The organism is Chryseobacterium sp. c4a (assembly GCF_009900745.1).
Classification (GTDB): domain Bacteria; phylum Bacteroidota; class Bacteroidia; order Flavobacteriales; family Weeksellaceae; genus Chryseobacterium.
This window is the reverse complement of the sequence record NZ_WXVU01000026.1, coordinates 25,380-51,929: the sequence shown is the minus strand read 5'-3', so window position 1 is coordinate 51,929 and position 26,550 is coordinate 25,380. Positions and strand designations below refer to the sequence as shown.

General features: G+C 35.7%; 17 protein-coding genes. 3 read left to right on the top strand and 14 right to left on the bottom strand.

Annotated elements, in window-relative coordinates; all coding sequences use genetic code 11:
- Positions 1-5 precede the first annotated feature (5 nt).
- From GTR01_RS23555 to GTR01_RS23510, 10 genes are all read right to left on the bottom strand, one after another.
- Positions 6-533 (bottom strand): hypothetical protein, encoded by a 528-nt coding sequence (locus GTR01_RS23555; RefSeq protein ID WP_160140157.1) that lies wholly within the window; start codon positions 531-533, stop codon positions 6-8.
- Positions 530-3,280, bottom strand: coding sequence for a hypothetical protein (locus GTR01_RS23550; RefSeq protein WP_160140156.1), 2,751 nt, complete (start codon positions 3,278-3,280; stop codon positions 530-532). The genes GTR01_RS23555 and GTR01_RS23550 overlap by 4 nt, the downstream gene beginning before the upstream one ends.
- Complete coding sequence (locus tag GTR01_RS23545) at positions 3,273-4,073, bottom strand: WxL protein host-binding domain-containing protein (protein WP_160140155.1); 801 nt, start codon at positions 4,071-4,073, stop codon at positions 3,273-3,275. Before GTR01_RS23545 ends, GTR01_RS23550 begins: the two co-directional genes overlap by 8 nt.
- 104 nt (positions 4,074-4,177) lie before the next feature.
- Positions 4,178-4,756 carry a hypothetical protein gene (locus GTR01_RS23540; RefSeq protein ID WP_160140154.1) on the bottom strand — a complete coding sequence of 193 codons (579 nt, stop codon included), beginning with the start codon at positions 4,754-4,756 and terminating at the stop codon, positions 4,178-4,180.
- Between the two features lie 187 nt (positions 4,757-4,943).
- Positions 4,944-7,286 (bottom strand): phosphocholine-specific phospholipase C, encoded by a 2,343-nt coding sequence (locus tag GTR01_RS23535; RefSeq protein ID WP_160140153.1) that lies wholly within the window; start codon positions 7,284-7,286, stop codon positions 4,944-4,946.
- Between the two features lie 82 nt (positions 7,287-7,368).
- Positions 7,369-8,889: a SusD/RagB family nutrient-binding outer membrane lipoprotein gene (locus tag GTR01_RS23530; RefSeq protein ID WP_160140152.1), complete on the bottom strand. Its 1,521-nt coding sequence runs from the start codon at positions 8,887-8,889 to the stop codon at positions 7,369-7,371.
- Positions 8,890-8,907: 18 nt separating this feature from the next.
- Positions 8,908-12,066 (bottom strand): SusC/RagA family TonB-linked outer membrane protein, encoded by a 3,159-nt coding sequence (locus tag GTR01_RS23525; protein WP_160140151.1) that lies wholly within the window; start codon positions 12,064-12,066, stop codon positions 8,908-8,910.
- A gap of 374 nt (positions 12,067-12,440) precedes the next feature.
- A complete protein-coding gene (locus GTR01_RS23520; RefSeq protein WP_228452333.1) occupies positions 12,441-14,045 on the bottom strand; it encodes a hypothetical protein in 1,605 nt (534 codons plus the stop codon).
- A 17-nt stretch (positions 14,046-14,062) separates the two neighbouring features.
- On the bottom strand, positions 14,063-14,938 hold the full coding sequence (locus GTR01_RS23515; protein ID WP_160140150.1) for a WG repeat-containing protein: 876 nt from the start codon (positions 14,936-14,938) through the stop codon (positions 14,063-14,065).
- Between the two features lie 26 nt (positions 14,939-14,964).
- On the bottom strand, positions 14,965-15,753 hold the full coding sequence (locus GTR01_RS23510; protein ID WP_160140149.1) for an SDR family oxidoreductase: 789 nt from the start codon (positions 15,751-15,753) through the stop codon (positions 14,965-14,967).
- Between the two features lie 412 nt (positions 15,754-16,165).
- Between GTR01_RS23510 and GTR01_RS23505 the strand changes: the two genes are divergently transcribed.
- From GTR01_RS23505 to GTR01_RS23495, 3 genes are all read left to right on the top strand, one after another.
- Positions 16,166-19,054 carry a SusC/RagA family TonB-linked outer membrane protein gene (locus tag GTR01_RS23505; protein WP_160140148.1) on the top strand — a complete coding sequence of 963 codons (2,889 nt, stop codon included), beginning with the start codon at positions 16,166-16,168 and terminating at the stop codon, positions 19,052-19,054.
- 26 nt (positions 19,055-19,080) lie between these two features.
- Complete coding sequence (locus GTR01_RS23500) at positions 19,081-20,589, top strand: RagB/SusD family nutrient uptake outer membrane protein (RefSeq protein WP_160140147.1); 1,509 nt, start codon at positions 19,081-19,083, stop codon at positions 20,587-20,589.
- 73 nt (positions 20,590-20,662) lie between these two features.
- A complete protein-coding gene (locus tag GTR01_RS23495; RefSeq protein WP_160140146.1) occupies positions 20,663-22,489 on the top strand; it encodes an alkaline phosphatase in 1,827 nt (608 codons plus the stop codon).
- Between the two features lie 271 nt (positions 22,490-22,760).
- On the opposite strand, the gene GTR01_RS23490 is transcribed toward GTR01_RS23495, so the two are convergent.
- The 4 genes from GTR01_RS23490 to GTR01_RS23475 form a co-directional block, all read right to left on the bottom strand.
- The gene (locus tag GTR01_RS23490; RefSeq protein WP_228452332.1) at positions 22,761-23,759 is read right to left on the bottom strand and encodes a phosphatidylinositol-specific phospholipase C; all 999 of its coding nucleotides are present in this window, start codon (positions 23,757-23,759) and stop codon (positions 22,761-22,763) included.
- A gap of 225 nt (positions 23,760-23,984) precedes the next feature.
- Positions 23,985-24,665 carry a hypothetical protein gene (locus GTR01_RS23485; RefSeq protein WP_160140145.1) on the bottom strand — a complete coding sequence of 227 codons (681 nt, stop codon included), beginning with the start codon at positions 24,663-24,665 and terminating at the stop codon, positions 23,985-23,987.
- A gap of 21 nt (positions 24,666-24,686) precedes the next feature.
- On the bottom strand, positions 24,687-25,175 hold the full coding sequence (locus GTR01_RS23480) for a hypothetical protein (protein ID WP_160140144.1): 489 nt from the start codon (positions 25,173-25,175) through the stop codon (positions 24,687-24,689).
- An 85-nt stretch (positions 25,176-25,260) separates the two neighbouring features.
- Positions 25,261-26,487: a 3-phosphoshikimate 1-carboxyvinyltransferase gene (locus tag GTR01_RS23475; RefSeq protein ID WP_160140143.1), complete on the bottom strand. Its 1,227-nt coding sequence runs from the start codon at positions 26,485-26,487 to the stop codon at positions 25,261-25,263.
- Between the last annotated feature and the right edge of the window lie 63 nt (positions 26,488-26,550).

The following is a 26,550-nucleotide window of genomic DNA, read 5'->3' as shown; positions in this document are numbered from 1 at the left end:
CCGTTTTATTCTGTAATGGTATAGACAATGGTAAGAGTTGTATTGGTCTGAGCCTGTAGGTTGGCATAAGTACTAGGAGTAAGGGATATACTAAGACGATGTCCATTATTAGTACCATTACCTGTGTAAGCTCCTCCAATACCACTTATGATCGTGATTGGAGTATTGGTAAGGGTAACCTGTGCGGAAGGGGTTCCTAAGGTACCGCCACCTGCTCCGGATGCCGCAGCTGCCTGCAATCTGATATTCACTCCCGGAATTAGGGTCGTACCATTAACAGCTGCTGTGATTCTTCTGGTAAGCCCTCCAGAAGTAATAGCAGAAGTATAGTTGATCCACTTTGAGGTATCGGGAGTAGGGTTGGTAAGAGGATTCCCGGCTTCTGTAGGGGCTGTAAATTTTAAAGTAATACTCCCTGCAGGTTCTATGTCCATTAAGGTCACAACAGGTAGAGTCAGTGTAACATTCGCTTGAGAATACAATACACCGGAAAAAATAAAAGATGCTAATAATAGGAAGCGTTTCAAAATCATTTCTTATTTTTTATTTGATTATATCCTACTTTTAAAGATTCCTGTTGATACTTAATTTCTATTTGTTGTTTGACAATCTGAATATTGAGTTTTTTTTCTTCTGAAGGTTTTAAAGAAAATTGAAATTGATCTATTGAAATTTTATAACGTTTATCAAGACCATTTCTATAAAGTTTTACGATCCAATCGCCTGGGCGGAGATAGGTAAAATCAAAACTTTCACCTACGAAACAAATCTTACGATAGGTCTGATTGTTACTAATAGCTTCTACGATAATACTTTCTCTTTTCTTTTTTCCTTTTTTTACCTGCAATGCCTCAATATTCGTTTTGTCTTTTTCTTCGGCTTCCAAAAGTTGGATCTGTCCCTGTAGATTAGCCGCCGTTGTTAATCCGAAATTAAAGATGTTTTCTTTGTTAGAAAGAGATAATGCAGCTGGAAAAGCTATTGTTGGAATATCATTAATCTCAGTGGTAGAGCGGTCTATTTCCAAGAAATAATTACCTGGAATTACATTTTTGAATACATAATTTCCATCCTTGTCGGTAATAGATAAGTAACTGCCCAGCATTAATCTTATTCCTTCTGTTTTTTTGATTCCAAGGTTATTTATATTCCCGGATAAAGAAACATATTCGGCTGTTTTCTGTACGGGAATATTCGGTCGCCAGGTATAACGCATGGAAAAAATAAAGTCTTTATCTCCAATTTGTCCTCGTTGTAGTGAATATCTGCCCGAAAAGTCAAGTTCATTTCCCGGGAACAATTGTTGATGAAACAACATCTCAAATAAGTTTCTGTCTTTAAAGTAATCCTCAGGAATGTAATTGTTTTGATAGAAAATACTCAGACTGGTTTTATTAGAGAATCTGCTGAAAATTCTTGCTCCGTAATACCACATTTTTTGATTTTGTAACTGATATCTGGAGGTATTGGCATAACTTCCAAAAAGGGTAAAGGATGTTTTGAATTTTTCAAAGGAAAGATTGGCAGAGTATATACTAGAATTCCCACTAAAACCTGTTAAATAATTATCTGTTTTCCCCAGTTGCCCTTCAATGTTAATTTGAAATATTCCGATATGCTGATCTATACTTAGGCTAAAGAACCGCTCATCGTAATCAAACTGTTTAGGTTCTAAACGGTCTTGATATTTTTGATATCCATTATTAAGCATAATAGATCCACTAGAAAGATATTTATATTGTACTCCATATTGTATATATTTTCTATAGGGTGCCGCCAGAAACAAAGTGTCTCTCTTAAAATTTTTAGCATCCTGCATATAGTTGACGAAAACATTTATCTTCTTGGATAATCTGTATTGTAGATTTCCGCTGAAGGTATTCGTATTGGTAAAGTATCCTGCGAATTCTGGACTTGCTTTCATATAGAGAAGATTTCCGTTCAATTTTTCAAAATTAACTTCAACCTGAGCCATATACGCTGTTCCTTCGTTGTTTTTCGTGGTACTGTAGGAAAATTCTCCAGAAAGGTTGATATTCTTTGAAAGTTTAAATTTGCCTTTAGTATAAGGGAGATGTGCTTCTGTGCTTAATCTTGTACTTCCAAAATTGGAATTTTCTTCTAAAGGTGTTTTATAAAGATATCCAACTGAAATTTCAGACTCCTTACGAATTTTAAAAGCCGAATAAATATTGAATTCATCCTTAATATCTCTGAAAAAGCGTGGATGGTTATAGAAGCCTCCAACACTTATTTTGTTGAAATCGTACCGGATTTCTGCACCACGGCCATATCTGGCAAACTCCGTCAAATAGGAGGATGAATAGGTCTTGTCCCCCAAATGTACGAACAAATTTTCCCTTTTATAGTTCACAAAGTATTCCTCATACTGAGTAAAAGTATTGAGTTCAATAGGATTGTGTGTAGCGGCATGAAACTCTATCTGATTTTTATTCTCCTTATCCAGTGCTCCTTTACCATAGATCTCACCCTGAAATCCATCATTATATACCCCCATATTTTTCATTCCGATAAAAGATAATGAAGCCACAACAGGAAGTCTGTGATAAATATCTTTATTTGTGGGCTTTACGGATATGATCTGAGTATTGATATATACAGTTTGGTTTTGTTTAGGATTGTCTTTGGAGTAGACCGAAAGATTTAGATTCTGAAATTCATTTTGTTCCAGTTCTGGATTAGTAGCTTTATGTACTGTGATAACCTTTGATTCGTTGGGTCCAAGAATGATAGATGTCTCATGATCAATAATAGCATTTTTACTTTCCAGAAGAATATTCTCTGTTATATTTCCATTATTTTTTAAAAGAAAAGAAGCATCGATAGTTTCACCAGCCCTTATAAATTCTGGGGAATTCAGGGCTGTGAGAGAAAGCTTTCTGCTTGCCGAAACTGTAATCTGTGAGGTTTTTGTAAGGGATGACCCGTTGGAACGATCTGTAATATTGAGTGTAACTATATAATCTCCTTGTGTGGTTTCTGCTGAAATACGCAAAGGAACCAGATATACAGAAGTTTCATAAGAAGGGATTTGGAACTCACTTTTTGCTAGAATAGGAGTGATATTTGGATTTGAAGTAGTAGCCGAAATATCATATATTTTATTTTCAGATGAATTATTTTGCAGACTGAAGGGAATAGAAGTAGACATTCCCGGTATTAAACTATCTTTTTTACTGACCAATCGATTAGATTGTTGTTGAGAAAAAGCAAATAGCGGGAATAATATAATAATAAATTGTGTCCAGGTTTTAATCATTTTTTACTTCTAATTCCACATTGAGCGCAAAAGCGTTCTCATCTTCGTCTGTTGCTATTACAGTCGCTTTGTATTGAGCAGGCGGTACTTTACTGATATCAATGTAAAATGTTTTAGAAGTAGAAGGCAGTAACCCCATTGTTAAACTTGAAAAAGTCCCTATTTTTTCCCCTGTTTTGCGGTTATAGATTTCAATAGATGCTTTAGGCTTACAATAAAGATTTCCTTTATTGGCTATTGCAATTTTTACCGTTTGTTTCCCTTCTTCTTTTTCTACTTTGATATTTTCGAATGTAAGGTCCGGTTTGGCCTTTTCCGTATCATAATCTGTAATAACCTGAATGGCATATCGGATAACAGAGGTAATATTTACTCCAACTTGTTTATCGCTTGGTTTTATATCCTCTACAGGCTCTACAATAATTACACTCCAATAACTACCGGGATCTATTTTCTGATTGGGAACGGTAATTTCATACAATACCTCTGTTTTTTCTTTACCCTTTAATGTTACTAAATTGGTGTTGAGCTTTATCCAATCTCCATTAGTTCGCTTTTGGGTATGTACTTCCGTGTAATTAATGGTTCCATCGGCATGATAAGTAAAATCCTGTAAAAATAATTTTACACTTTGTGGATTGTTACCCGTATTTTCAATCGCAATTTTCCCTTTGTAAACTTTTCCGTTTTCTATTGTATAGGAATGCGTAAGCCCATTAAGAACCACTATGCCGGCATGTAAAAAGCTGAACTGCAAAATCAATGTGATTAAAAAAAGAATACGCTTTATCATTATGTAAAGTTTGGAGTTTAATAGTTAATAATATAAAAACAGGAAGAAACTGGAATCCAATTTCTTCTTGATTTTGAAATGCGGAATAGAATTTTATTTAAATCCTAATTATCTGAAATTGTATAGGTAACGGTAGCTACAGTAGTGGCGGTAGCCTGTAAATCTGCATAAGCTGCCACACCACCAGGCCCACTTCCTGCAGCAAGAGCATACGTAAGGTTGTGTCCATTGTTAGCCCCATTTCCTGTATAAGCACTCCCAATTCCAGAAATAATAGTCTGGTCAGCGGCGCTTAGTGTTAATAATCCTGCAGATGATCCTAAAGTACCTGCTCCAGAACCACTAGCGGGTGCCGCTGTCACGTGGATATCTATCCCAGGAATAATAGCATTAAGTTTTACACTTACATTACGAGTTGGGTCTGCAACAGATTTGATAGAAGAATAGTTAAGCCACAATGTAGTATTGGCTGCACTTGGGGTAATAGGATTCCCTGCTTCAGTAGGAGCTGTAAATCCTAAGGTAATATTTTTTGTAGCGGCAGGTTCAATATCTACCAGTGCAACTTCAGGGATAGAAATAGTAATCGTATGATTATCTGTATTTGTATCCTGAGCGCTTAAATTTCCAGATATAGCAGCTGCAAATAAAGACATTGCAACGGTTAATTTTAATTTATTCATGATCTCAATATTAGTTAAGTGAATATAATAAAAATCAATTAATAATGAAATAAATATATAATAATTTTTATATTGTTGATTATTTCACTTTCGTAATGCAATATATTTGATAATTATTTCACTTTTTAAATATAAAAAATCCTGCACAAACGTGCAGGATTTACAATGTTTTATTGAGGAATTGTTGTTACATCCAATGAGGATCTGAAACAGAAACTTTACCTGTTTCTATTCTTCCTGCAAAATGCCAGATATGATCATCTGAAGTGATTTTTAGATCATACCATCCTTTATAGGGGGCAAGATCGATAACTATTTTCTCCTCTGGTTTCTGAATAGAGAGTGTTTTTTTACTTTTGTCATACAGATTTTCCAGTGTAATATTTCCTTTTTTACCATTTTTAATGATCAGTTCAACCTGATTTTTCAAAATATTATTCGTCAATATAACCTCTGATGTAGAAGTATTGTTTCCTTTAAACTTTCGGAAAAAACCATTGGGGCCAAAAACTTCATAATCGTAGTTTCCTGATTGAGTTGTAGGATGTGATAATTCCTGCTGAGAATATAAAGCGTAGGAAAAATAATACTCTTTTCCATTGAACTGAGTTCTGTCATACAGATGAAGCGGAACTCCATTCTCCTTTAAATTGATCATTTTAATTTTTCCACCCTCCAGATTTACATGGAAATTGTAGGGAAGTGCATGAGATGGTTTCATTCCTTTTTCCTGAATGTGAAGTAAATCATTCTTCAATTCATTCTCGGAATACCATTTCAGTTGTGGGACAGGTTTATTTTTAGCAGCATTGATGGTTTTAGCGTAATCCTTCTGATCCAGGTAATCCATTTGTGGAGCCTTGACATTAGGAGAATTAAAAGCCGAAGTGAGATCACCACAAATAGCTCGTCTCCATTCGCTGATATTGTCTACATGAACATCTTTATTGAACTTTTTCATGATGAATTTCTCCAGAAACTGCAATACTGAAGTATGATCCGAAACTTCAGAATTTACAAAACCTCCTTTCGTCCATGGTGAAGCAATGATCATCGGAACTCTGTAGCCAAGGCCTACTGTTCCTTCCGCTTTTTCATAATCCTTTAACGTAGGATCAGACATATATTCCTGGGTTTTATCAACATATTCTACACCACTTTTTCCGTTAAGATCAACAGGCTGACTTGGGTTTAATGGAGGAGCAAAAGGGATTACGTGATCAAAATAACCATCATTTTCATCATAATTGATAATGAAAATAGTTTTTTTCCACATTTCAGGATCTTTGGTCAGTATATTTAAAACCTCAGAGATATACCAGGCTCCATACCAAGGCGATCCCGGATGATCTGAAAAATGTTCAGGAGCGACCAGCCATGAAACCAGTGGAAGTTTTTTCTCTTCCACATCCTTACGAAACTGGAACAACACATCGCCTTTTGGGACAACCAGCCTTTCTCCGTTTTCATCCTTTCCGACTTCTACATCGTGATAGTTCGGATCATTTGAATTGGTCGTAAAAGCCTTTTCATGAAGATTTTTCTCCATTGGGGAAAGCTTAGCGTAATTATTCGGGTGATATTTTATCAGGTCTTCCTGAAGTTCAGCAATGATGGCCTCCAGCCTTTGTTTCTGATTAGGTTTTTTCAGAATTTCCTCTTTCAATGAGGTAATTATCTTGGGAATATGTTCATGATATCCTTTTGAAAACTTTACATTAAATTTTGAAAACCATTCAATCGGATTATCTGTAAAATTACTCAGCCAGGCTTCCTGTTCTCCGGATAATCCTTTTGGAAGGCTGATCTCATTCTGATAAATACGCCATGACACATTTTGTTCCTCTAAAATTTCGGGGAAACTTTTCCATTTAGCTTGTCTGGCTTTATCATAGTCGATATCATCATTTACAACATTTGCTTTTGACTTTCCATTTTGTTGTTCTCTCAGGGTTCCTGACCAGTGGAAAAGTCTGTTCGGAGTAGTTCCTGTCATAGAAGAACAAAAGTATTGATCAAATATGGTAAAGGCATCCGCAAGCTGATAATAGAAGGGGAGATCCTCACGATTGTAATATCCTAAAGTGAGGGGAATATTTTTATAATTCTCGTTACCTGAAGCTTTTGCCTGCAGCCATTGGTCATATTTTCCTTTATTAAAAGCCTGTTGTTGATTTTCCCATGAATGGGGAAGTGAACTCATCCAGGTTGATTTGGTATTTCTCAGATCCAGACGGGCTGGTGCAGCATATTTTCCGGTATTTTCTTTTTGAAAAAAAGCGGAATGACCATCCTGCTTGATGAATGTTCTTTTATCCAAAAATCCACGAACTCCTTTTAGAGCTCCAAAAGCATGATCGAAAGAACGGTTTTCCTGCATCAAAATGACAACATGTTCTGCATCATAAAAAGTAGACAATGCAGTGGGTTCTATTGCTAAAGCTTTAAGGATTGCAGGATGTAAAACACTTGATGTTCCCAACCCAGCTAATAAAATACTTGATTTTTCTAAAAATTCTCTTCTGTTCATGATCAATCGTAATAAGAAAGAAATCGCAAGTTAATAGGATTTTCTCGCGATTTCTTTGTTTGTATAAAAATAAGTCAGATTTTTATTGTAACCACCAAGGTTTAGAGTTTATATTATCGTTTCCTCCGTATTGAGAGGTAATAGCTGCCTTTAAATTGGTACTGTTATAATTATACTCAGACTGAGGATATCTGAATCTGAATGGTGCCGGTACACCTGCTTTTAAAGGATAATTAGGATATCCTGTTCTTAGATAATCATAATAAGAAGTCCATTGTGACTGGTGGAACATAGTCATATACTTTTGCGTCAAAATTTTCTCTAATTGATTCTGTAAAGGAGCAGAATTATCATAAACAACCAATGGAGTTGCCAGATACTGATTCACATCAAATCCTGTAAAATATTGTCCCGGATTTTTTACATACGTCTGGTAAAAATTGAAACTAGCTTTGATTCCGTTGTCATAGTGTGTTTTTGCAGATCCTGAAATCCATCCTCTTGCGGTTGCTTCTGCCAGAATAAACTCCAGCTCAGAATAGCTCAAAATCGAAGAAGGTTCATTTGTAGGATCTTTATAAAAACGGTCGTTTACTTTGGAAATATTTTTTGCTGTGATCAATTTTGCATTATCAGAATAAGGAGAAACAGGGTCTCCTCCGTTATATCCACTGAAATCTGTAATCGCTTTCCCTGCCTCTTTAGCACCTGTAGTCTGAGCCGCAAAAGTAAACAATCTTGGATCATTACGGTCTTTAAACATATTAATAAAGTAATCGGCCATGTATAAACTTGATCCATATCCACTGTCGTTGAACATAGAGTATCTGCTATCGGCGGCATCCGCAAATTTAAGCTCTCCATTATCAGAAATTGAGCTCATTAGAGGCTGGCTTCCTGCGATAGAGGCAAACTCTGTTGCGATGGTATAACTCCCAACTGTTGTTTTCTTAGATAGTGTAATTAAAATTTTCAAACGGAATGAATTGATCAGTTTTTTCCATTTTGAAGCATCACCGTTGAAAATAATATCCCCTTCAATTGTATCATTGGTATTAATAAGATCGTTGGCTTCTTTTAATTCTGATAAGATTCCGGCCATTACAACATCCTGGCTGTCATATTTAGGCTGTGTAATTCCTGATTCTCCTTTTACAGCCTCAGAATAAGGGATGCTGCCTACTTTTAAACTTGTATTAAAGAAATAATAAGCTCTTAAAAATTTTCCTACAGCCACATAGTTTTTATTATTTCTTTTTTCACCCTCCTGCATCATTTTTACCGTATTAAGAAGTCCTTTAGAATAGACTTCAAAAGATGCATCGTTCCATTTCATATACTGAAAAGTATTTTCACCGTCAGTACCAATCATCATTCTTGAAGCATACATATTGTCTCTATTTACCCAAAAGGCATCTTTAGAAACATAGGTGAGAAGGTATTTGGGATCAATGCTTGCCTGATCATTGGGGTTTTCATTGATTTTATCAAGATTAGATTCACACGATGTCAATGCCAGTACTCCTGCTGTAAATACAGAGGTGATTAACCTTTTGACATTTTTGTTTTTTAACTCTTTCGTTTTGAATATATTATTTTTCATTGTAATGTCGCCTTTAAATTAAAATTTAAGATTAAACCCGATTCCGAACCATCTGCTTGAAGGATCCTGAATGTCATTGGTAACATCACCTGTTCTTCCGGATCTGATCTGGAAATCCGGGTCAGAATAAAGGTTTTTCGACTTTTTCCACATGGCAAGATTGTAGGCTGAAATATTTGCGGTAAAATTCTTGATCATTCCTTTAGGATTCAAGAGATAAGAGAAGTCGTATTCCAATACCACTGATCTTAACTTGATAAAAGTTCTATCGAAAACATTTGCAAATTCTTCACTTTCATTCTGGGTAACCCTTGCCTGATATGGGTAATTTTGTGCCCAATCCTGGAAGCTGATAGGAGTTGTATGCTGAGTATAACTCCCGGTTGCAGGATCGTAATTTACCCCATTGGGTACAAAATAATATTTTCCAGGGTTGGCATATTCAAGATCTCTGTATGCTACAGAATTAGGGTGTTTACCGCCCCACCACATTTTTTCAACGACCTGAGATCTCATAATTCCTCCGATGCTTCCGTCGATTCCGATATTTAAGGACAGCTTTTTATATTTAAAAGTGTTGGTGAATCCGAAAGTCCAATCAGGGTTGAAGTGTCCTAGATTACTTTGTGTATTGGCTCTGGTTGGCATTCCTGATTTAGCATCCAAGATGACTTGTCCATTCGGAGCTTTTTGCCATTCGTAATCGTAGTAGCTATCCATTCTTTCCCCTAGCTTAATGTTATTATAGTTAGGCATATTATCATAAATGGATGTTAGCTTCTGATTATAGGTGCTCCAGTTAAGTAAAGCTTTCCATGTAAAATCTGCAGTTTTTATAGGAACTAATCCAAGTGAGATTTCAAACCCTTTAGTGGTGTACTCGTTACCATTTACATATTGTGAAACGAAACCTGATGATTCAGCACTTGGGAACTGCAAGATGTTATTATAATCTAATGTTCTGAAATACGTAGCATCTAAAGTAATTCTGTTATTGAATAAACCTGCACTTAATCCTAATTCGTAAGACTTGGTCTGCTCAGGTTTTAAAGAATTTTCTCTATTCAGGATTGTTGGATATAAATAGGTTGGATTACCGTTAAAGTTAACGCCTTTATTGTTTGCATAATAGTTTCTGATCGAATAAGGCTGGAAATCATAAGCCACCTTTGCCCATGAAGCAGAAAGCTTTAGCATATTGATTGCTTCAGGCATTTTAACCAGATTGGAAATTACAGCACTAATGGATGCCGAAGGATAAAAATATGATCTGTTGGCCTTGGGTAGAGTAGAAGACCAGTCATTACGTCCGGAAAGGTTGATGAAGAACGCATTGTATAATCCGATATCAATCGTAGAATAAGCACTATAGATTAGTTTTTCCTTTAAGTACGTATATTTTTTGAGCGCTCCTATGGAATTTTCAAAGTTGTAGACTTCCGGAATTCTTAAACCATCTGTAGACATTTCATTGTTATTGTTTTTATAATAAAATGCAGACCCTCCGGCATTGATGGCAAAGTCAAAATTATCTGATATCTTTTTCTTGTAAGTAGCCAGTACATCATAGTTCAGATTCCAGGTCTTCAGATCTTTTACAATATACCCACCACTTCTTGGTGCGCTATAATTGAAATAAGAATAAGGGCTAAATGTTTCTGATTTACTGTGATTTTCTACAATGGAAATTTTACCTTTTACGGATAAATCCTTTGTTGCTTTATATTCTAATCCGGTTTGGGCATTAATGATGTTGGTTCTGTTTTGGTTCTTATAATATTCAGCTCCGAACCATGGATTGTTGTACCATGCATAATTCCAGTTCGCTTGTGCTCTGCCTTCTTGTCCTGGAATCCACATGTGATTTCTTAAAGCTTTTCCGTCTACATCACCACCCATCCAGATTAGGATGGTGTACATGTGCCCACTTGGGTTGTATTCATAATTGGGAATGTTTGGGGTAAAGGCTTGGTTGAAATTAAACTTCGTATCCAAGATAAGTTTGTCTCCCAAGTGATTTTCAGAGGAGAAATTCACTCCATACTTTCGTAAATAAGAATTGGGAACTCTGTCATCATAATTCATGAAGTTTCCTGAAAATCTGTAGATGTCTTTATTGTTTCTGTAGCTTATCGCGAAATTATTGTTGTTAATAATAGCTGGCTTTAAGAAAGTATTTAAATTATCATGGAATTTCCAGTCAATCGGAACTCTTTCATATCTTGATTTATCATTATACTGAGTACCGCTTACAGCTCCATACCAGGGGATAACCTGTCCGGTTGTTTTATCTCTGATCGGGCTGTTCCATTGTGCAATCTGCAATCCCGGAACAAATTTTGGCCCCCAGATCATATCTCCGTCATTCACCCCACCATCAGCGCCATCCCAGAATTCGTATTTTCCGTGAGATCCGTTTCCGTATTCAGTCTGTGTTTTAGGAAGGTTAGTGAAACCTCCTGTAATCATTGTATTTTGAGAAAACTCTACAGAGAACCCTTTCTTTTTTGCACTTTTTGTAGTGATAAGAATGGCTCCATATCTACCTCTTGAACCGTAAAGTGCAGATGCTGTAGCTCCTTTAAGAACGTTGATGTTTTCTATATTATTCGGATCTAAATTTTGGAAAACTTCTTTTTCTACGATTACCCCGTCAATCACAAATACCAGGTTAGAATTTCCTCTTAATGTAAATTGAGGAGCTTGCTGCATTCCTGTTGGATTAGAAACATTCAAACCAGCTACCTGCCCTGAAAATAAATTTCCAATACTTGGCGTTGTAATTGTTTCAAATTGTTTTGTTCCTACTTCCTGGGTAGAGTATCCGATTTTTTCCTTTTTCTTGGCGATTCCTAAGGCTGTAATTACCACCCCTTCAATCTGCTTCTCATTGGTTTTTCTTAAAACAATCGAATATTGTTTCTTTGAAGAAACTTCCACGGTATAAACAGAGAAGTCGGGTGAAAAAAATTCCAGAATGTCCTTGGGATTGGCTGAAATGGTAAAATTCCCATTTTCATCTGTCGTAGCGGTTTTTCCAGTGTTTTTGTCGGTGATATTAACCCCTGAAACACTTGTCCCATTTTCAGATTTTACATTTCCGGAAACGGCAATCTCCTGAGCTGTAATATATAAGGGAAGTAAAAAAACAGCAAACGTAGCTAAAGTTTTCTTCATTTTTTTTGAATGCAAATTTAGCCGGGCATTATTACGTGAATTTTACGCTCGTATTAAAATAAAAATACGTTTTATATATTTTTTAACAGAAATAATTAATAAAATGGTAAAGTGGGACGTGGTTGTTGTATCACTGTTTTTGCTTTATTATATAGGCTGGAATTCATTGACGTTTTCAAAATAGCTGAAACACTTTCTATTAGTTTTTGGTAATGAAAGAATTTTTAAATTATACTGCCATAAGCTGGAAGTAAGAGGATGTAATCTTTTTGAGCTCAGAAAATAATTGGAACATATTCTACATAAGGCTGCTACTCTCAAGATAGTAACCTTACAGCCACTTCAAACTTTCCGCACCCAGCTTCCTTTCTCTCTTAAAATCTACTCAGAATACCCCAGTGGATCTTTATATCATTGAATTTAAATGGATTTCCAAACTCATTACCATTAGATAGCTGAAAACTCATCAGCCCAATCGGAATGAAGAAATTGAATCCGAGTCCAACACTATAGAGCTTAGGCTTTACACCCAATGATTTATTATTGAGCTGCCCATATTGGCCAAAGACATCAAAGAATGCCTGGTTGCCTATGAGGTATCGGTATTCTAAGCCTCCGTAATAATAGAAGTCGGCGGCGAGGGAATTTTCATTAAAGCCCCGCATGGAATTCCATCCTCCAAAACGATAAAGTTCGTTTGCAGAAAACTCTATTTTAGAATCCATCATAGCTCCTTCTCCTTTTATATTGAGGAAATGGTTCCCTGAAATATGGTAATTATGCTCTCCAAAAAAGTAAAATTGGTTTTGACCGGACTTTATATCTCCTTTGGTATAAGTTGTTGTTAAATAATCGTATCCGGCATTGATCTTTGTTTTGTAAAGAAAAAGATCAATATCGGTAGGTTCGGTCATTTCAAACCAGATTCCAATCCCTTTTTTGTTATAATCTTTTCCGATAGCATACAGTGAGTCTATAACGGTAGACGTTTCCAATGTTGCTCGCAGACCGATCTTGTTTCGGTTATTGATATGATAATAAAAAGCGGGAAGGAATTTTACGTTCGCAAAGGTAGAATCCTGTCTATAGATATTTACCTTTGTATTCATCCCGACATTGGATTTAAAAAGGTAAGGGATATCCACTTGTAGATCAAAGGTCTGTCCTTTGTCAGGGTTTCTTTGCCAGTATAGATTGATGGCTTCAAAACCATTGAACATATTCTTAAAATTCACATTCATCGTACCATTTAAGGTAAATTTATCGGTCTTATCATTTCCAAAACCAATTACCCCGTCAAAAGTATTGGTCTTTTTCTTCTGTAAAAAAAGATAAATATTGGTAGAATCTTTAGTGAATAAAGTTTGTGGCTGCCGATCAAGCATAACGAAAGGATGGCTTTGAAAATTTTTGTTGATCGCCACTAGGTTCTTGTCATCATAATTTTTCCCTTTGAATTCTTTTTCAAGGTTTTTAATGAACCTTTTGGGAACCTTATCATAGCCTTTTACAACAAACCCGTCAATCGTTCTTTTATCATTCTTATTGATATCCAGTTCTACAATAGGGAAGCCGTTTTTCTGACCTTTGTATTTTGATTTAATTCTACTGAAAGAATATCCATCATCAATATAGCTTTTATTGATGCTCTTCTTAGTAGAATCTAAATTTTTGGTGAAAAAATCTTTCTGAACCTTCAGTTTTTGAACTATAGAATCCGAAAGGTTTACATAGGATTCGTTAAAGTTTTTTCCTTTGTCAAAGAAAATCTCCGTACTGTCCCCTTTTATCTTCACATCCTTCAACTGGGTGAAAAAATAATTATTTTGAGCTAAGGAGTCCAGAAATTTTACAGCTGAAACAGAATCTTTTACTTTTTTTCTGACCTTGGTTTCTGTATCTATAAGCCAATACTGTTTCTTCTGTGCTTTAACAAAAGTGCAGAAAAAGAGAAGTAATATGAGGTATAGTCGGATCAAATAACTGAGATGATTTTTTATTCGCTTTTATATTCTTTTCCGGAATCATCTATATAAAACTGAATTCCGTTTCTTTCCACAAGCATCATTCCTTTTGAGAATGTATCCAATACCTTATTATAAGCTGAATTATTGATGTATTTTTGAGAATTAAGACTGTATATTCTAATCTTCTTGTCCTTATCTGCTATTTTTATGAATTTTCCGCTTAAATCTGCTGGAGAATAGGGATAATAGCTCTCTAAAAATATCTTTCCATCCTTAGAATAATATTTGTCCAGCATGTTGCTGTTGATACTGTATAATCCAGCAACCATATAAGTTTCATAAGAACCTGATGGGTTTTGGTACGCATGAGGTTGAATATAATCATACTCTATAGGAACTACTGTATTACCGGTATTGTTAACCACTCCTTTTTTATTGTCTTTTTCAACTAAAAATAATAAGGGTGATGTGCTAAGTACATTTACTTTTTTATAGGTGTTCTTGAGAATCTCAGGAGTCTGATTGATAATGTTCTGTTCTGCATTATCGGATTTTCTCCTCATTTCTTTTATTTCCTCTTCAGTAGCTGAGATAAAAGTACTTTCATCGTCCGTAAATGATGGGTCTTCAAGTTTACTACAGCTGATTTCTGTATTATTTTCTAAAATACATTTTGTTTTATCCGAGAGTTGTACTTTGGCAGACATCTGATTACTATATTTTTTCAGCTGTGGATCATAAACCTTATATTCTGAAAATGGATAGGCAAAATCATATTGTGGTGCAATCACAAACTTATTGTTTTTATCTCCATAACCCCATTTATCTCCTTTCTTCAAGGGGAAAAGTGTAGGCTTTTGGGTAAAAATAAAGCAGGGTAGCAGCAGAAAAATAATACTTTTCATTAATCTTCAAATTATTTAAACTGAAACTAGTCCAGTTTATTATATTTCTTCATCAAATTCTCGTAAACACCTTGTGGAAGAATCCATTTCAATGGTACTCCGATTTTCTGGCCGAATTTACCAAAATAATAATGAGCTTTCCATTTATTTCTTCCTAAAAGTTTTTCAATATATTCTGCAACCTCTAATGGTTCTGTTCCCTCATCCACATGGGCATTCATCAAAGCATATATTTTATCAAATACATTTTTGTAAGGCTGAGAAACCTGAGCGATAACCCTGTTGTCTGCAATATTGGTTTTAATATCCCCTAAGTGCAGTGAACATACATCAATATTCCATTGATACACTTCATATCTCATAGCTTCAGTTACTTTATCCAAAGCAGATTTGGATGCAGAGTAGAATCCACGGAATGGTAATCCCATTTCACTCCCGATACTGGATACATTGATGATCTTTCCGAATTGTTGGGTTCTCATTGTAGGAAGAACTGCGGTCATCATCTGAACAGGGCCTGCAAGATTCAGACTGAAAAGTTTCAGGATATCTTCCTTGGTAGAATCTTCCACAGCGCCCACCATTCCCATTCCTGCATTGTTGATGAGAATATCTATTCTGGTTTCTGTTTTCAATACTTCAGCAATAGCATTCTGAACAGCAGTGTTATCGGTAACATCTGCCGGAATAGACTTGAAATACTGGCTTTCTGTGTATTTTCGGCTTAAACCGTATACTTTATGTCCTTTTTTACCGAAGTATTCAGCTAAAGCAAATCCAATTCCTGATGAGGTTCCTGTAATGATAATGGTCATTTAATTCGTATGATTTTTTATTGTTTCATTTTCCTATACGCTCATAATCCGGTTTTTTGATAATCTGAGGGCTGGGAAAATCTATTTTTAGCAAATGTAAAAAAAGAAAAGGGAAGTCTGTCATTTATTACTCTGGAATACTTCAGCAGAAAATAAGGAAATCTGCACTTTCATTATAGTCTATTGTCTCAGTTGGGTTATAAATTTAAAATAAAGTTAATATCAGTTGTGCATCGAATACTAACAGAATAATTATTTTTTGATTTTATAGTATTGAAAAAAGTGATTTAATTTCCCGATAAAGAATTCAGGAAGAGAAAAAAACTAAAATTTCTTAATAAAAACATAAGAAAATCTTAATGTACCACGAGGAAAGGCTGTTCTAATTTTGCACCTAATTAAATAGGATGTCATGAATGTATTTAAAATCCCTGTCTCAGTAACATATTTAACGGGTAGGGTATTACTTATTGGTGCAATTTCAGCTTCACCGATGTTCCTCTCTCAAAAAAAAGACAGTTTAAAAGAAAAATCCATCGATGAGATTGTTGTTGTTGGATACGGAACACAGAAAAAAAGTAAGGTTTCCGGCGCTGTTACGGAGGCTTCATTGGATAAGCTTACTTCCAGGTCTTTATCCGGAGTAGGTGAAGTTCTTCAGGGAAAAGCTCCCGGAGTAACGGTTGTGAATGAAGGTGGAGATCCTAATGGCTCTCCTAAAGTAAATATCCGAGGTCTGGGCGGAGTGAACGGTGAGTCTCCTCTTTATGTAGTGGATGGAGTTGTTTTTAACGGAACACCTGCAATTAATCCTAACGATATTCAGGATATCTCTGTTCTTAAAGATGCTTCTGCTGCTATCTATGGGGCGAGATCTTCCGGAGGGGTGATCCTGATTACCACAAAAAGAGGTAAAAAAGGAACTCTGACAGTAGATTTTGATGTTAAATACGGAATTAATCAGGCATGGAAAATAAGAGAATCTTTAAATGCAGCTGAATTCCAAGATGTAATGCGCCAGGCATACGAGAATGCAGGAAAACTGAATAACCTTCCATTGGCCTTCAATGCAGATAAATATTCTGACGGAGGGATTACCAGAACCAACTGGATGAAAGAGATTTTCCGTACAGGAACCATTCAGGAATACAATGTAAACTTGAACGGAGGAAATGAAAAATCCAGATTCTTCGTGGGAATGAACCATAGAAGTCTTGAAGGGATTTTATTAAACACTCAGGCAAAACGATATAATTTCAGAGTAAACTCTGAACACAAAGTAAAAGACTGGTTGACAATCGGAGAGAATATGTATTATAATTATTCCGACGGAAATACAGCCAATACAAGAAATGGATACACAGGAGCTTTAGTGGCGGCCATGTATTATCCGCCCAATGTTTCGGTATATACACCATCCGGAGCTTTTTCAGGCTTACCGATTGATGTGGCAGGAGGATATGGAGATATGATTAATCCTGTTGCTTATTTGAAAAGAATCAGTATTCAAAATCCTACTCATGAGATTTTGATCAATCCTTACATGGAGGTTACGTTAGCTAAAGATTTGAAATTCCGATCCAATTTTGCTCAAACCTTTAAAATAGGAAATGTAAAAGAGTTTACTTCAAGGGTACTGGAAGTAGGAAAAATCTTTGATACCAACAGTTTGGAATATCAGAACAATAATATTTCAACTTCTCTTGCCGAGCAGCTCCTTACTTACAAATTTACAACCGGTAAACATAATTTTGACTTCCTTGCAGGGCTAACGTTCCAGAAAACAACTGAAGACGGATTCCGTGCTAAAACTTTTGATTTCAGAAGTGAAGCGGAAGCCTTCCGATATCTTCAGAATACCGCAGATACTTATAAAGAAGCAGAAAGTTACAAATACAGAAGTGCTTTAACTTCTTATCTGGCAAGAGTAAATTATGACTATGCCGGGAAATATATGATCAGCTTATTGGGTAGGAGAGACGGAACATCTTTAGTCTCTAAAGAAAAACATTTTGCAGATTATTATTCCATTTCTGGAGCATGGATGGTATCTAAAGAAAATTTCATGAAAGATATTGTATGGCTCTCTAACCTGAAATTAAGAGGAAGTCATGGTATTTTAGGAAATCTTGGTGGAGTTTCTTATCAGGCAGTGAATCCGCAGATGATTCGTGATAATAACATTATTTTCGGCCAGGATCCATCACAAAATATTGCTTATTATGTGAAGACAATGGCTAACTCGGAATTGAAATGGGGAAAATCAGAACAAACCAACTTTGGGGTGGATGCTTCCTTCTTCCATAACAGGCTTTCTATGCAATTTGATTATTTCGTGAAGAAATCAACCGATCAGATCTTTAATGTCAACCTTCAAAGTACGGCAACCTATGTAGATCAGTATGTAAATGCGGGATTATTTGAGGATAAAGGATATGAATTAGGTATTAATTTTAATGGTAAAAATACCGGAGATTTTACCTATTCCATTGGAGCAACATTGAGTCAACTAAAAAATACGGTGAAGCAATTGGCTGATGTGGATGAGATCTTTATCAACAGTAATAACGTACGTGGAGTCTTGAAACCTACCCGTGTAAAGGTGGGAGAGTCTCTTTATTCTTATTATGGTTATAAAACCGATGGAATTTTCCAAAATCAGGCAGAAATCAACAATTATAAAGATGCTAATGGGAATCTTATTCAGCCTAATGCCAAACCTGGTGATATTAAATTCCTGAAGAAGGAAGGAAATACAGGACAGCTCAATAACAATGATTTTGTAAACCTTGGAAATCCATACCCTAAATTCTCTTACGGATTATCTTACAACATGACTTGGAAGAACTTTGATCTTAACTTATTCTTCCAGGGAGTATATGGAAACAAAATATTCAACGGGTTAAAATTTATTTCATTAAACCCAGGTGGAACCGGGCAGAACTATAATATGGACAGAGATATTCTGAATGCATGGACTCCTCAGAATACAAATACCAATATTCCAAGAGTGGTACAGGGTGACCCGAATGGTAATTACTCTAAAGTATCTGATTTCTACGTAGAAGACGGTTCTTATCTAAGACTTAAAAACCTTACGGTTGGATACTCGTTACCGAGAGAGCTTTATAAGAAACTTGATGTGAATAAAATCAGAGTGTATGTGACAAGTAATAACCTGTTTACCATTACTAAATATACAGGTTTTGATCCTGAAGTAGGGATGGAGAGCTATGGTGTAGATACCGGAAGATATCCTCAGGCCCGTTCATTTATTTTCGGACTTGAAGTCGGGTTTTAATCTAACAACAATTTAAAAGTAAAAAGATGAAGATTTTCAATACAGTAATTTTATTAACAGGGCTTTCTGCAGCAGTATTGTCTTGTACCAATGAACTGAATATAGAGCCGGAAGGTACTCCCACAGAAGCCAATTTCTGGAAAAGCGAAAATGACCTGATTACGGGATCTAATGCTATGTATAAGCCGCTTTCCGACAGTGAATTTTATGGAAGAGGTTTTTTCTGGTTCATCAATGCCAGTGATGATATGGTAACAGGAAGATCGAAGAGTGAGGCTGATAATGTGAAGAATTTTAGCAGCAATTATATCGCAGCCGGAGATCTGGAGACGCAATGGAACAAAAGATACACGGTAATTGGTGTTGCCAATCGTGTGATCCGTAATGTTGATAATATCCAGGCTTCACAGGCGGTTAAAAACAAATACTTGGGAGAAGCACTGTTCATGAGCAGCAGAATGTATTTTGAAATGGCTTACAGCTATGGAAATGAAAAAGCAGGTGTTCCTATTATAGATCGTACAAAAGAACCGGATCCCAACCCAATTCCGAGAGCTGCTAATGTAATGGAAAACTACAATTATATTGTAAACGATCTGAAAAGAGCAGCAGAATTATTACCTAGCCAGAAAGAACTTCCAGCCAAAGATTACGGAAGACCTCATAAAGCTGCAGCATGGGCATTGCTTGCAAAAGTGTATCTGTTTATGAAGGATTGGAAGAATGCAGAATATTGGGCTAATGAAGTAATGACCAAAGGAAATAGAAATCTACTAAATAATTTTGGTGATGTTTTTAAAGCTGAAAACAACTACAGTTCAGAATATATCTGGTCAGTACCGAGTACTACTAAATTTAATGGAGTAGGTAGTATTCTTCCGGGAGTAATGCTAGAAAACAAAGGTTGGGGTAAATATAATGGTTGGGGATATTTCCAACCCACAAAAGAATTGTATGATGAATACGAAACCGGAGACCTTAGAAGAAGTGTAACCATTCTTAAAGAAGGAGATCAGTTTACCTTTGATGGAGCAGTAAGAACCTATGCTACATCAAACTCCCTTACGAAAGCTCAGTTTAACAAATATATGGATGCTTTCAAATATCCATTTAAAGATGGGCATGTAAATGCTAATGGAGATTACCCTTGTACAGATTTTGCCGTACCTATTATGCGTTATGCTGAGGTCATCCTTATCAAAGCAGAAGCATTATTGATGCAAAACAAACCTGCAGATCAGGAAATCAATATGATCAGAAAACGAGCTGGTCTTGCTGCTAAAAACGGTTGTACTATGGTTGATCTGAAGCACGAAAGACGTTGCGAACTTGCAGGTGAGTGGGCAGACAGACACAGAGATCTTGTACGTTGGGGAGATGCACAGGCAACCTATGCTAAACCCCTTCATGGAATGGATGGTAAAGAAGCTTGGGCTGCCAGAAACTTCAATCCAGCTATCCATAATGTTTGGGCAGTTCCACAGGTTGAGATCGTAAATAGCCATGGTGTTATTAAACAAAACGAAGGTTGGTAAAATTTTAGTCATGTATATTATCACTATATCATTGCAGAAATTCTGTGATGATATAGTCTTTTTAAAAGGTCTTATGAAACTATCAAAAATATTGGGCTTGCTGGCCCTTGCCATTTTTTCTGAAAATCAGGCACAAAATTATTTGAATTATAACGTAGGGAATGCCCATTCTCACAATGATTATATGCAGGAAATCCCTTTTTGGCAGGCTTATTATGCCAATTTTGGATCCATTGAAGCAGATGTTTTTTTGGTAAAAGGTAAACTTTGGGTAGCCCATACAGAAAAAGAACTTTCCGCAGACAGAACGCTGGAAAATCTTTATTTGGACAATATTTCAAAGCAGATAAAACTGAACAAAGGAAATATTTATTCAGATACAACTAAAAAACTACAGCTGTTGATCGATATCAAGCAGGATTATAAAACAACGCTGAGTGCATTAGTGAATACATTGAAAAAATATCCTGAAATTACTAGCAATTCAGGAGTGAAAATTGTGATCACAGGCGGAAGACCTCAGCCTGGAGATTTTAAAAACTATCCAAGCTATCTTTATTTTGATGGAGATTTAAGTAAAGACTATTCTGCAGATCAGTTAAAAAGAATTGGAATGTTCAGTGCAGATCTACCAGAGCTGGTAAAATGGAATGGGAAAGGAATTCCAAGGGATGAAGAAACAGATAAGATCAGAAAAGCAGTAGATAAAGCTCATGCTCAGCAAAAACCAATGCGTTTCTATGGAGCTCCTGATTTTCCCAATGCATGGGTAAACCTGATGGATCTGGGCGTAGACTATATCAATACCGATCATATTCCGGATCTTAAAAAATTCATGAATACCATTCCAAAGAACTTCTACAAGAATACTAAGGAATACACTACTTATGCACCCACCTATAAAACAGATGGTATCAGCAAAAAAGTGAAAAATGTAATTCTTCTGATTCCGGATGGTACTTCCTTACCACAATATTATGCTGCTTTTACTGCTAATAAAGGAAAGCTGAACGTTTTCAATATGAAAGCTACAGGGCTGTCTAAAACAAATTCATCCAATGCTTATATTACAGACTCAGCACCGGGATCTACAGCTTTTTCTACAGGTACAAAAACTAAAAATACATTTGTAGGTGTAGATGGCGCAGGTAAAGCTTTGGCTCAAATTCCTGATATTATAGCAGCGAAAGGATGGGTATCCGGATTGATCTCTACCGGAGATGTAACCGATGCAACTCCAGCAGACTTCTATGCACATTCTGATAACAGAAATAGTTCCGAAACTATTCTGAAAGATTTTGCTACTTCTAAAACCAAAATACTGATCGGAGGCCCTACCAATGGATTGACCCCAGCAACAGAACAGAAGCTTAAAGAAGCCAAAATAGATCTGTATCATAATCTTAAATCAGCCCAAAAAATAAATAACAGAACATTGATTATTGATCTTTTGGCTTCACAAAGAATAACCAACGGCAGAGGAAATTGGCTTGCTGAGGCCTTTGATTTGACCCTAAACGACTTAAAGAATAATAAAAAAGGATTCTTTATGATGATAGAGGCTTCCCAGACTGATGGTGGTGGACATAGTAACAATATCGAGCAGCTGGTGACCGAATTATTAGACTTCGATCATGTGGTAGGAAAAGCAATGAAATTTGCAGATGAGAATAAAGAAACACTGGTAGTGGTTGTAGGAGATCATGAAACAGGTGGCTTAACACTTTTAGATGGTAGCCTGAAAGAGGGTTGGGTGTTTGGAAATTTCAGTACCAATGACCATACTTCTATTCCATCAAGCGTTTTTGCCTATGGGCCGAACTCCAAAGAATTTACAGGATTATTTGAAAATACAGAAATTTTCAACAAGATCATGGCAGCATACGGAATTGAAAAATAGTTGAATTGATTCCTTTGAATAAAAAATGCAGTCTTTAGTAGTTAAAGGCTGCATTTTTATTTATCCCCAATAGAAATTACAAGACTTTCAAAACTTTAGTGAGCTATTTTATTTCTCAGAGATTGTACGGATTTACACAGAAGCCTACAGATAAGAAAATTAGAGTATTGATTTATTTCCCAACAAATAATCTGCTCAATCTGCGAGAGTAAATGAAAAAAGCTGCCTCAAAAAGAGACAGCTTCATGGTGACAATTTATATTTAACTATACTAAAAATTAGTTTTGACAATCAATTCAGCTAGTTCAGTATTTACAAAATCAATAGGCATTACCCCATAAGAGCCTTTTGTATTATTTTGGAAGTATGTTTTAAGTTTTGGATTAATAGCATTGGAAACCGTAGGAATACTTGGAATTCCGAAGATTCCCGGTTTATAACCGCTGGTGAAATTGATGAAAAGTCTGTTGTCATTGCTGCTTTTGGCTTCATTAAGCAGATTGAAAATTCCGTTCCATTTATCATCATTGTTAGTTACCTTATAATAATCCTGAACTTTAAGCTGAGCTCCCGGATTATTGATTTCAAAAGTGGTATTATCTGCCCAGGAAGTTGCATTGATTCCTTTAGCAGTTCCTGCTGAAAATCTTCTAAGCAATTTGATTTTTCCTCTTACCTCTCCAAGAGTAGGAATATTTGTTCCAAGATCCCATTTTGAAGGATTTTTTTGAACATAAGAGTCAAAAGTGCTTTCAAAACTTCTTGTTGTATTGGAAGCATCATGTTCTTCTTTTACAGACATGATGATGGTTTCTGATGGATGACTTTGTAGGAAAGCATAGCAGGCATTCAATACGTCATCAAAATTTAAATTCTGGTAAATAGCACCATGATGGATCGTAAATGAATTATCAATATGTCTGCAACGGATATCCAGGAATCGAACACCTGCATTCAGCTGTTCAGCAATGCTGAGGTCTTGTGTTTTTGCTGTACCACTCACTACGGGGGCATCTATACGAGCTCCGGAATCATGGGTGCCTGGAATGGAGATTTTTGAAATTGAAATATTATCCTGCAGGCCGGCCATCCAACTGTTCATTTCAACAGGAGCCAGAGATGCCATTTTAGAACTTGCTTTGCTGGCCGAAGTAAGACCTGTTTCATTGGAATCTCTTTCTACCACTCCTTCTGAACAGGAGAAGAACACGGTTGCAGCGGCAATACTAAGCGTAAAGTTTTTTACATATTTCATTTGGTACTTGAACATAGTTTTAATTTTAATTGGATCTAAAATTAAGAATATGTCAAGTAATGAGGAGTTAATTTAATTTTAAGAGATGATTAAGTTGTTGCGTAAAGAGAAAGGATACTGAGGACTGGAAGAGGGAAGTACTTTGAGTCGAGGATGAGGTATTTTCTTTTTTATATACTGAAATAGCAGATCAAAAGTCTACTATGGCTTTTCAGGGATAGTTAACCTCCAGCTTCCTTCTTAGAAAATAAAATCTTCCTTCAACCCAGGAATTTTAAACCTATGTTCTCTTATTTTGAAATCATCCATTGTAATTAAAGGGTTAAATTTATGGACGAATTCTTTATAAACGTTTTTTGGTATTTTCGTCTCTTCATCACATGAAGAATACTCTTTGTTTACAATTACTTTTCCCGTAGAAAAATTGATTTCATGGGTAATATCAAAATCACAGGTATCTGCAAAATTATCATATGAGCCAATCAGGTAAAAATCTCCATTCTGAAATCTGAAAGTATGCTTACTAACCTGAGTATGTCTTGAATTACTGAAAAAGCTCTGTTCCACAAACAGACAATTATTTTTGATCTGGATGTTAAGAATATTATCATCAGGATAAAAACCGAGTCCGCTCGAATACAAAAGGGTGGAGTTTTCTTTCCAGATTTTTAGGCTCCCTTGTTCATGTTTCAGAATATAAAAAACTCTTTGATAATCTTTTTTCCCAAAGTCTCTTTCATAATCAGATGCTATTTTATCCGTATCAAATACAAGAACTGTTTCATCTTTTCCGTCTTTATCCAAATCTCCTTTTACCTCTGTCACTTTTTTATACCCTTTAGGGACAGAAAAATTTTTTAGATTTTGAGCAAAAACGATAGTGGTCATTACAATGGCAACAAAAGAAAATAACTTTTTCATGGGAAAAACAATATTCAGGAATTATAATCCTGTATTCTCTTTGACAATCAATTTGGATTCGTCTAAACTGCTTAGGTTACCCTTTATCGACTTGTATATCCCTGGAATATCGGTTTCTTTCCCTTTACTATCAGTTACGGTAACTCCGGTGGAGTAAGATCCATCTTCTGCATAGTAAGATTTGTATAACTGATATTGATAGCCATTATTTTTGAATGACAGATAATGAAGTTCCATTCCTGAGTTTTGTTTTCCGCCACCTCTCATATAAGAATTATAAGTGAATTTTTTCCAGCTATCCTTGGTTCTTTCCATAGGAAATTCCATTTCTACTTTATTTTTGTTACCAAAGCGATATTGGATGTATTCATCTTTCTTATCCTTTACCAATATCATTTTTTTTCCATTTTTTGTTTCAAAAGAATAGATAACTTCTTCATTAGGTAAAAGGTATTGCGCCCAAATTGACAACGGAAGTGCCAAGGCAAATAAGATCAGAAATTTTTTCATGATTGGGTGTAGTTTATGATTGATGCCTTAATTTGAGAAGGTTCAATGATTCATTCTCAAATTAAGGCATTTTTAGATTTTCAAATTATTTCGTCATTACGCTGGCAAGATCCTCCCAGAACATCGGGTAAGATTTTTCCACTACATCTTCATCTTCAATCGTAAGTTCTCCAATCAGACAATAAGGAGCAAAACTCATCGCCATTCTGTGATCCTGATATGTTTTGATTGAAATATGTTCTTCAGGTTCTCCGAAACTTACAGAATCAATGGTTAAATCCGTAATCTTAGTTTCGGTACCTAATTTTTTTAGTTCATTATATAAAGCTTGAAGTCGGTCTGTTTCTTTTACTCTTAATGTTCCCAATCCTGAAATTTCAAATGGAATCTTTAATGCGGCAGCTGTTACACAAAGCGTCTGTGCAATATCCGGGCAGTTGTTCATATCCAAGATAATTTTTTCCGGAAATACAAAATCAGGTTGAGGTTCCAAAGTAAGCTTGTGCTCAGCTTCAGAGTAGGTTGTTTTAATTCCAAAGAAATCTTCATAAATTTTTGCAATCGCAGAATCTCCCTGAGTAGACTCTTTGTAGAAACTTTTCAGATGAATAGTTTTTCTTCCCAATGCACAAATCGAGTAGAAGTAGGACGCAGAACTCCAGTCGCTTTCTACTTCATAGGCCTGTACTGAAGATTCATTATCTGAAGTGAAAGGTTCTACTTTAATGGTATTTCCTTCAAAGGTGTTTTTAATTCCAAATCTTGTTAGAATATCAAGTGTCATTTCAATATAAGATCTTGACGTTACTTCACCCACAAGATTAATTTCCAGTCCGTTTTCAAGCTTTCCCGCAATAAGTAGGAGAGAGGTAATAAACTGGCTGGAAATATTGGCTGGAACATTTACCGAAGTTTGAGTGATCTTTTTTCCTGTAATTTTTAAAGGAGGAAATCCTTCGTTTTCCATGTACTCGATATCAGCCCCAAGATCTTTCAGAGCACTTACCAAATTTTTAATAGGTCTTTCCTTCATCCTTCCAGAGCCGGTAAGAATAGTTGTTTTTCCCTCTTGAATAGAGTAATAAGAGGTAAGAAAACGCATTGCTGTTCCCGCATGGTGAATGTCGACTACATCTGTAACTTCAGACAATGCCTTTTTCAGCAATTGTGTATCCTGAGAGTTAGATAAATTTCCGATTTTTATATTACTAAACAGGCTTTCCAGAATCAATAAACGATTCGAAATACTCTTCGAACCGCTGATCTGTACTGTTTTATCTCCTATTAATGTTGATTTTTCTAGCTTCTTCATTATTTCTTCATATTCCTTAATACAAGATTTCAGATCTTTAAATCTATATCTGAAATCTTGTAT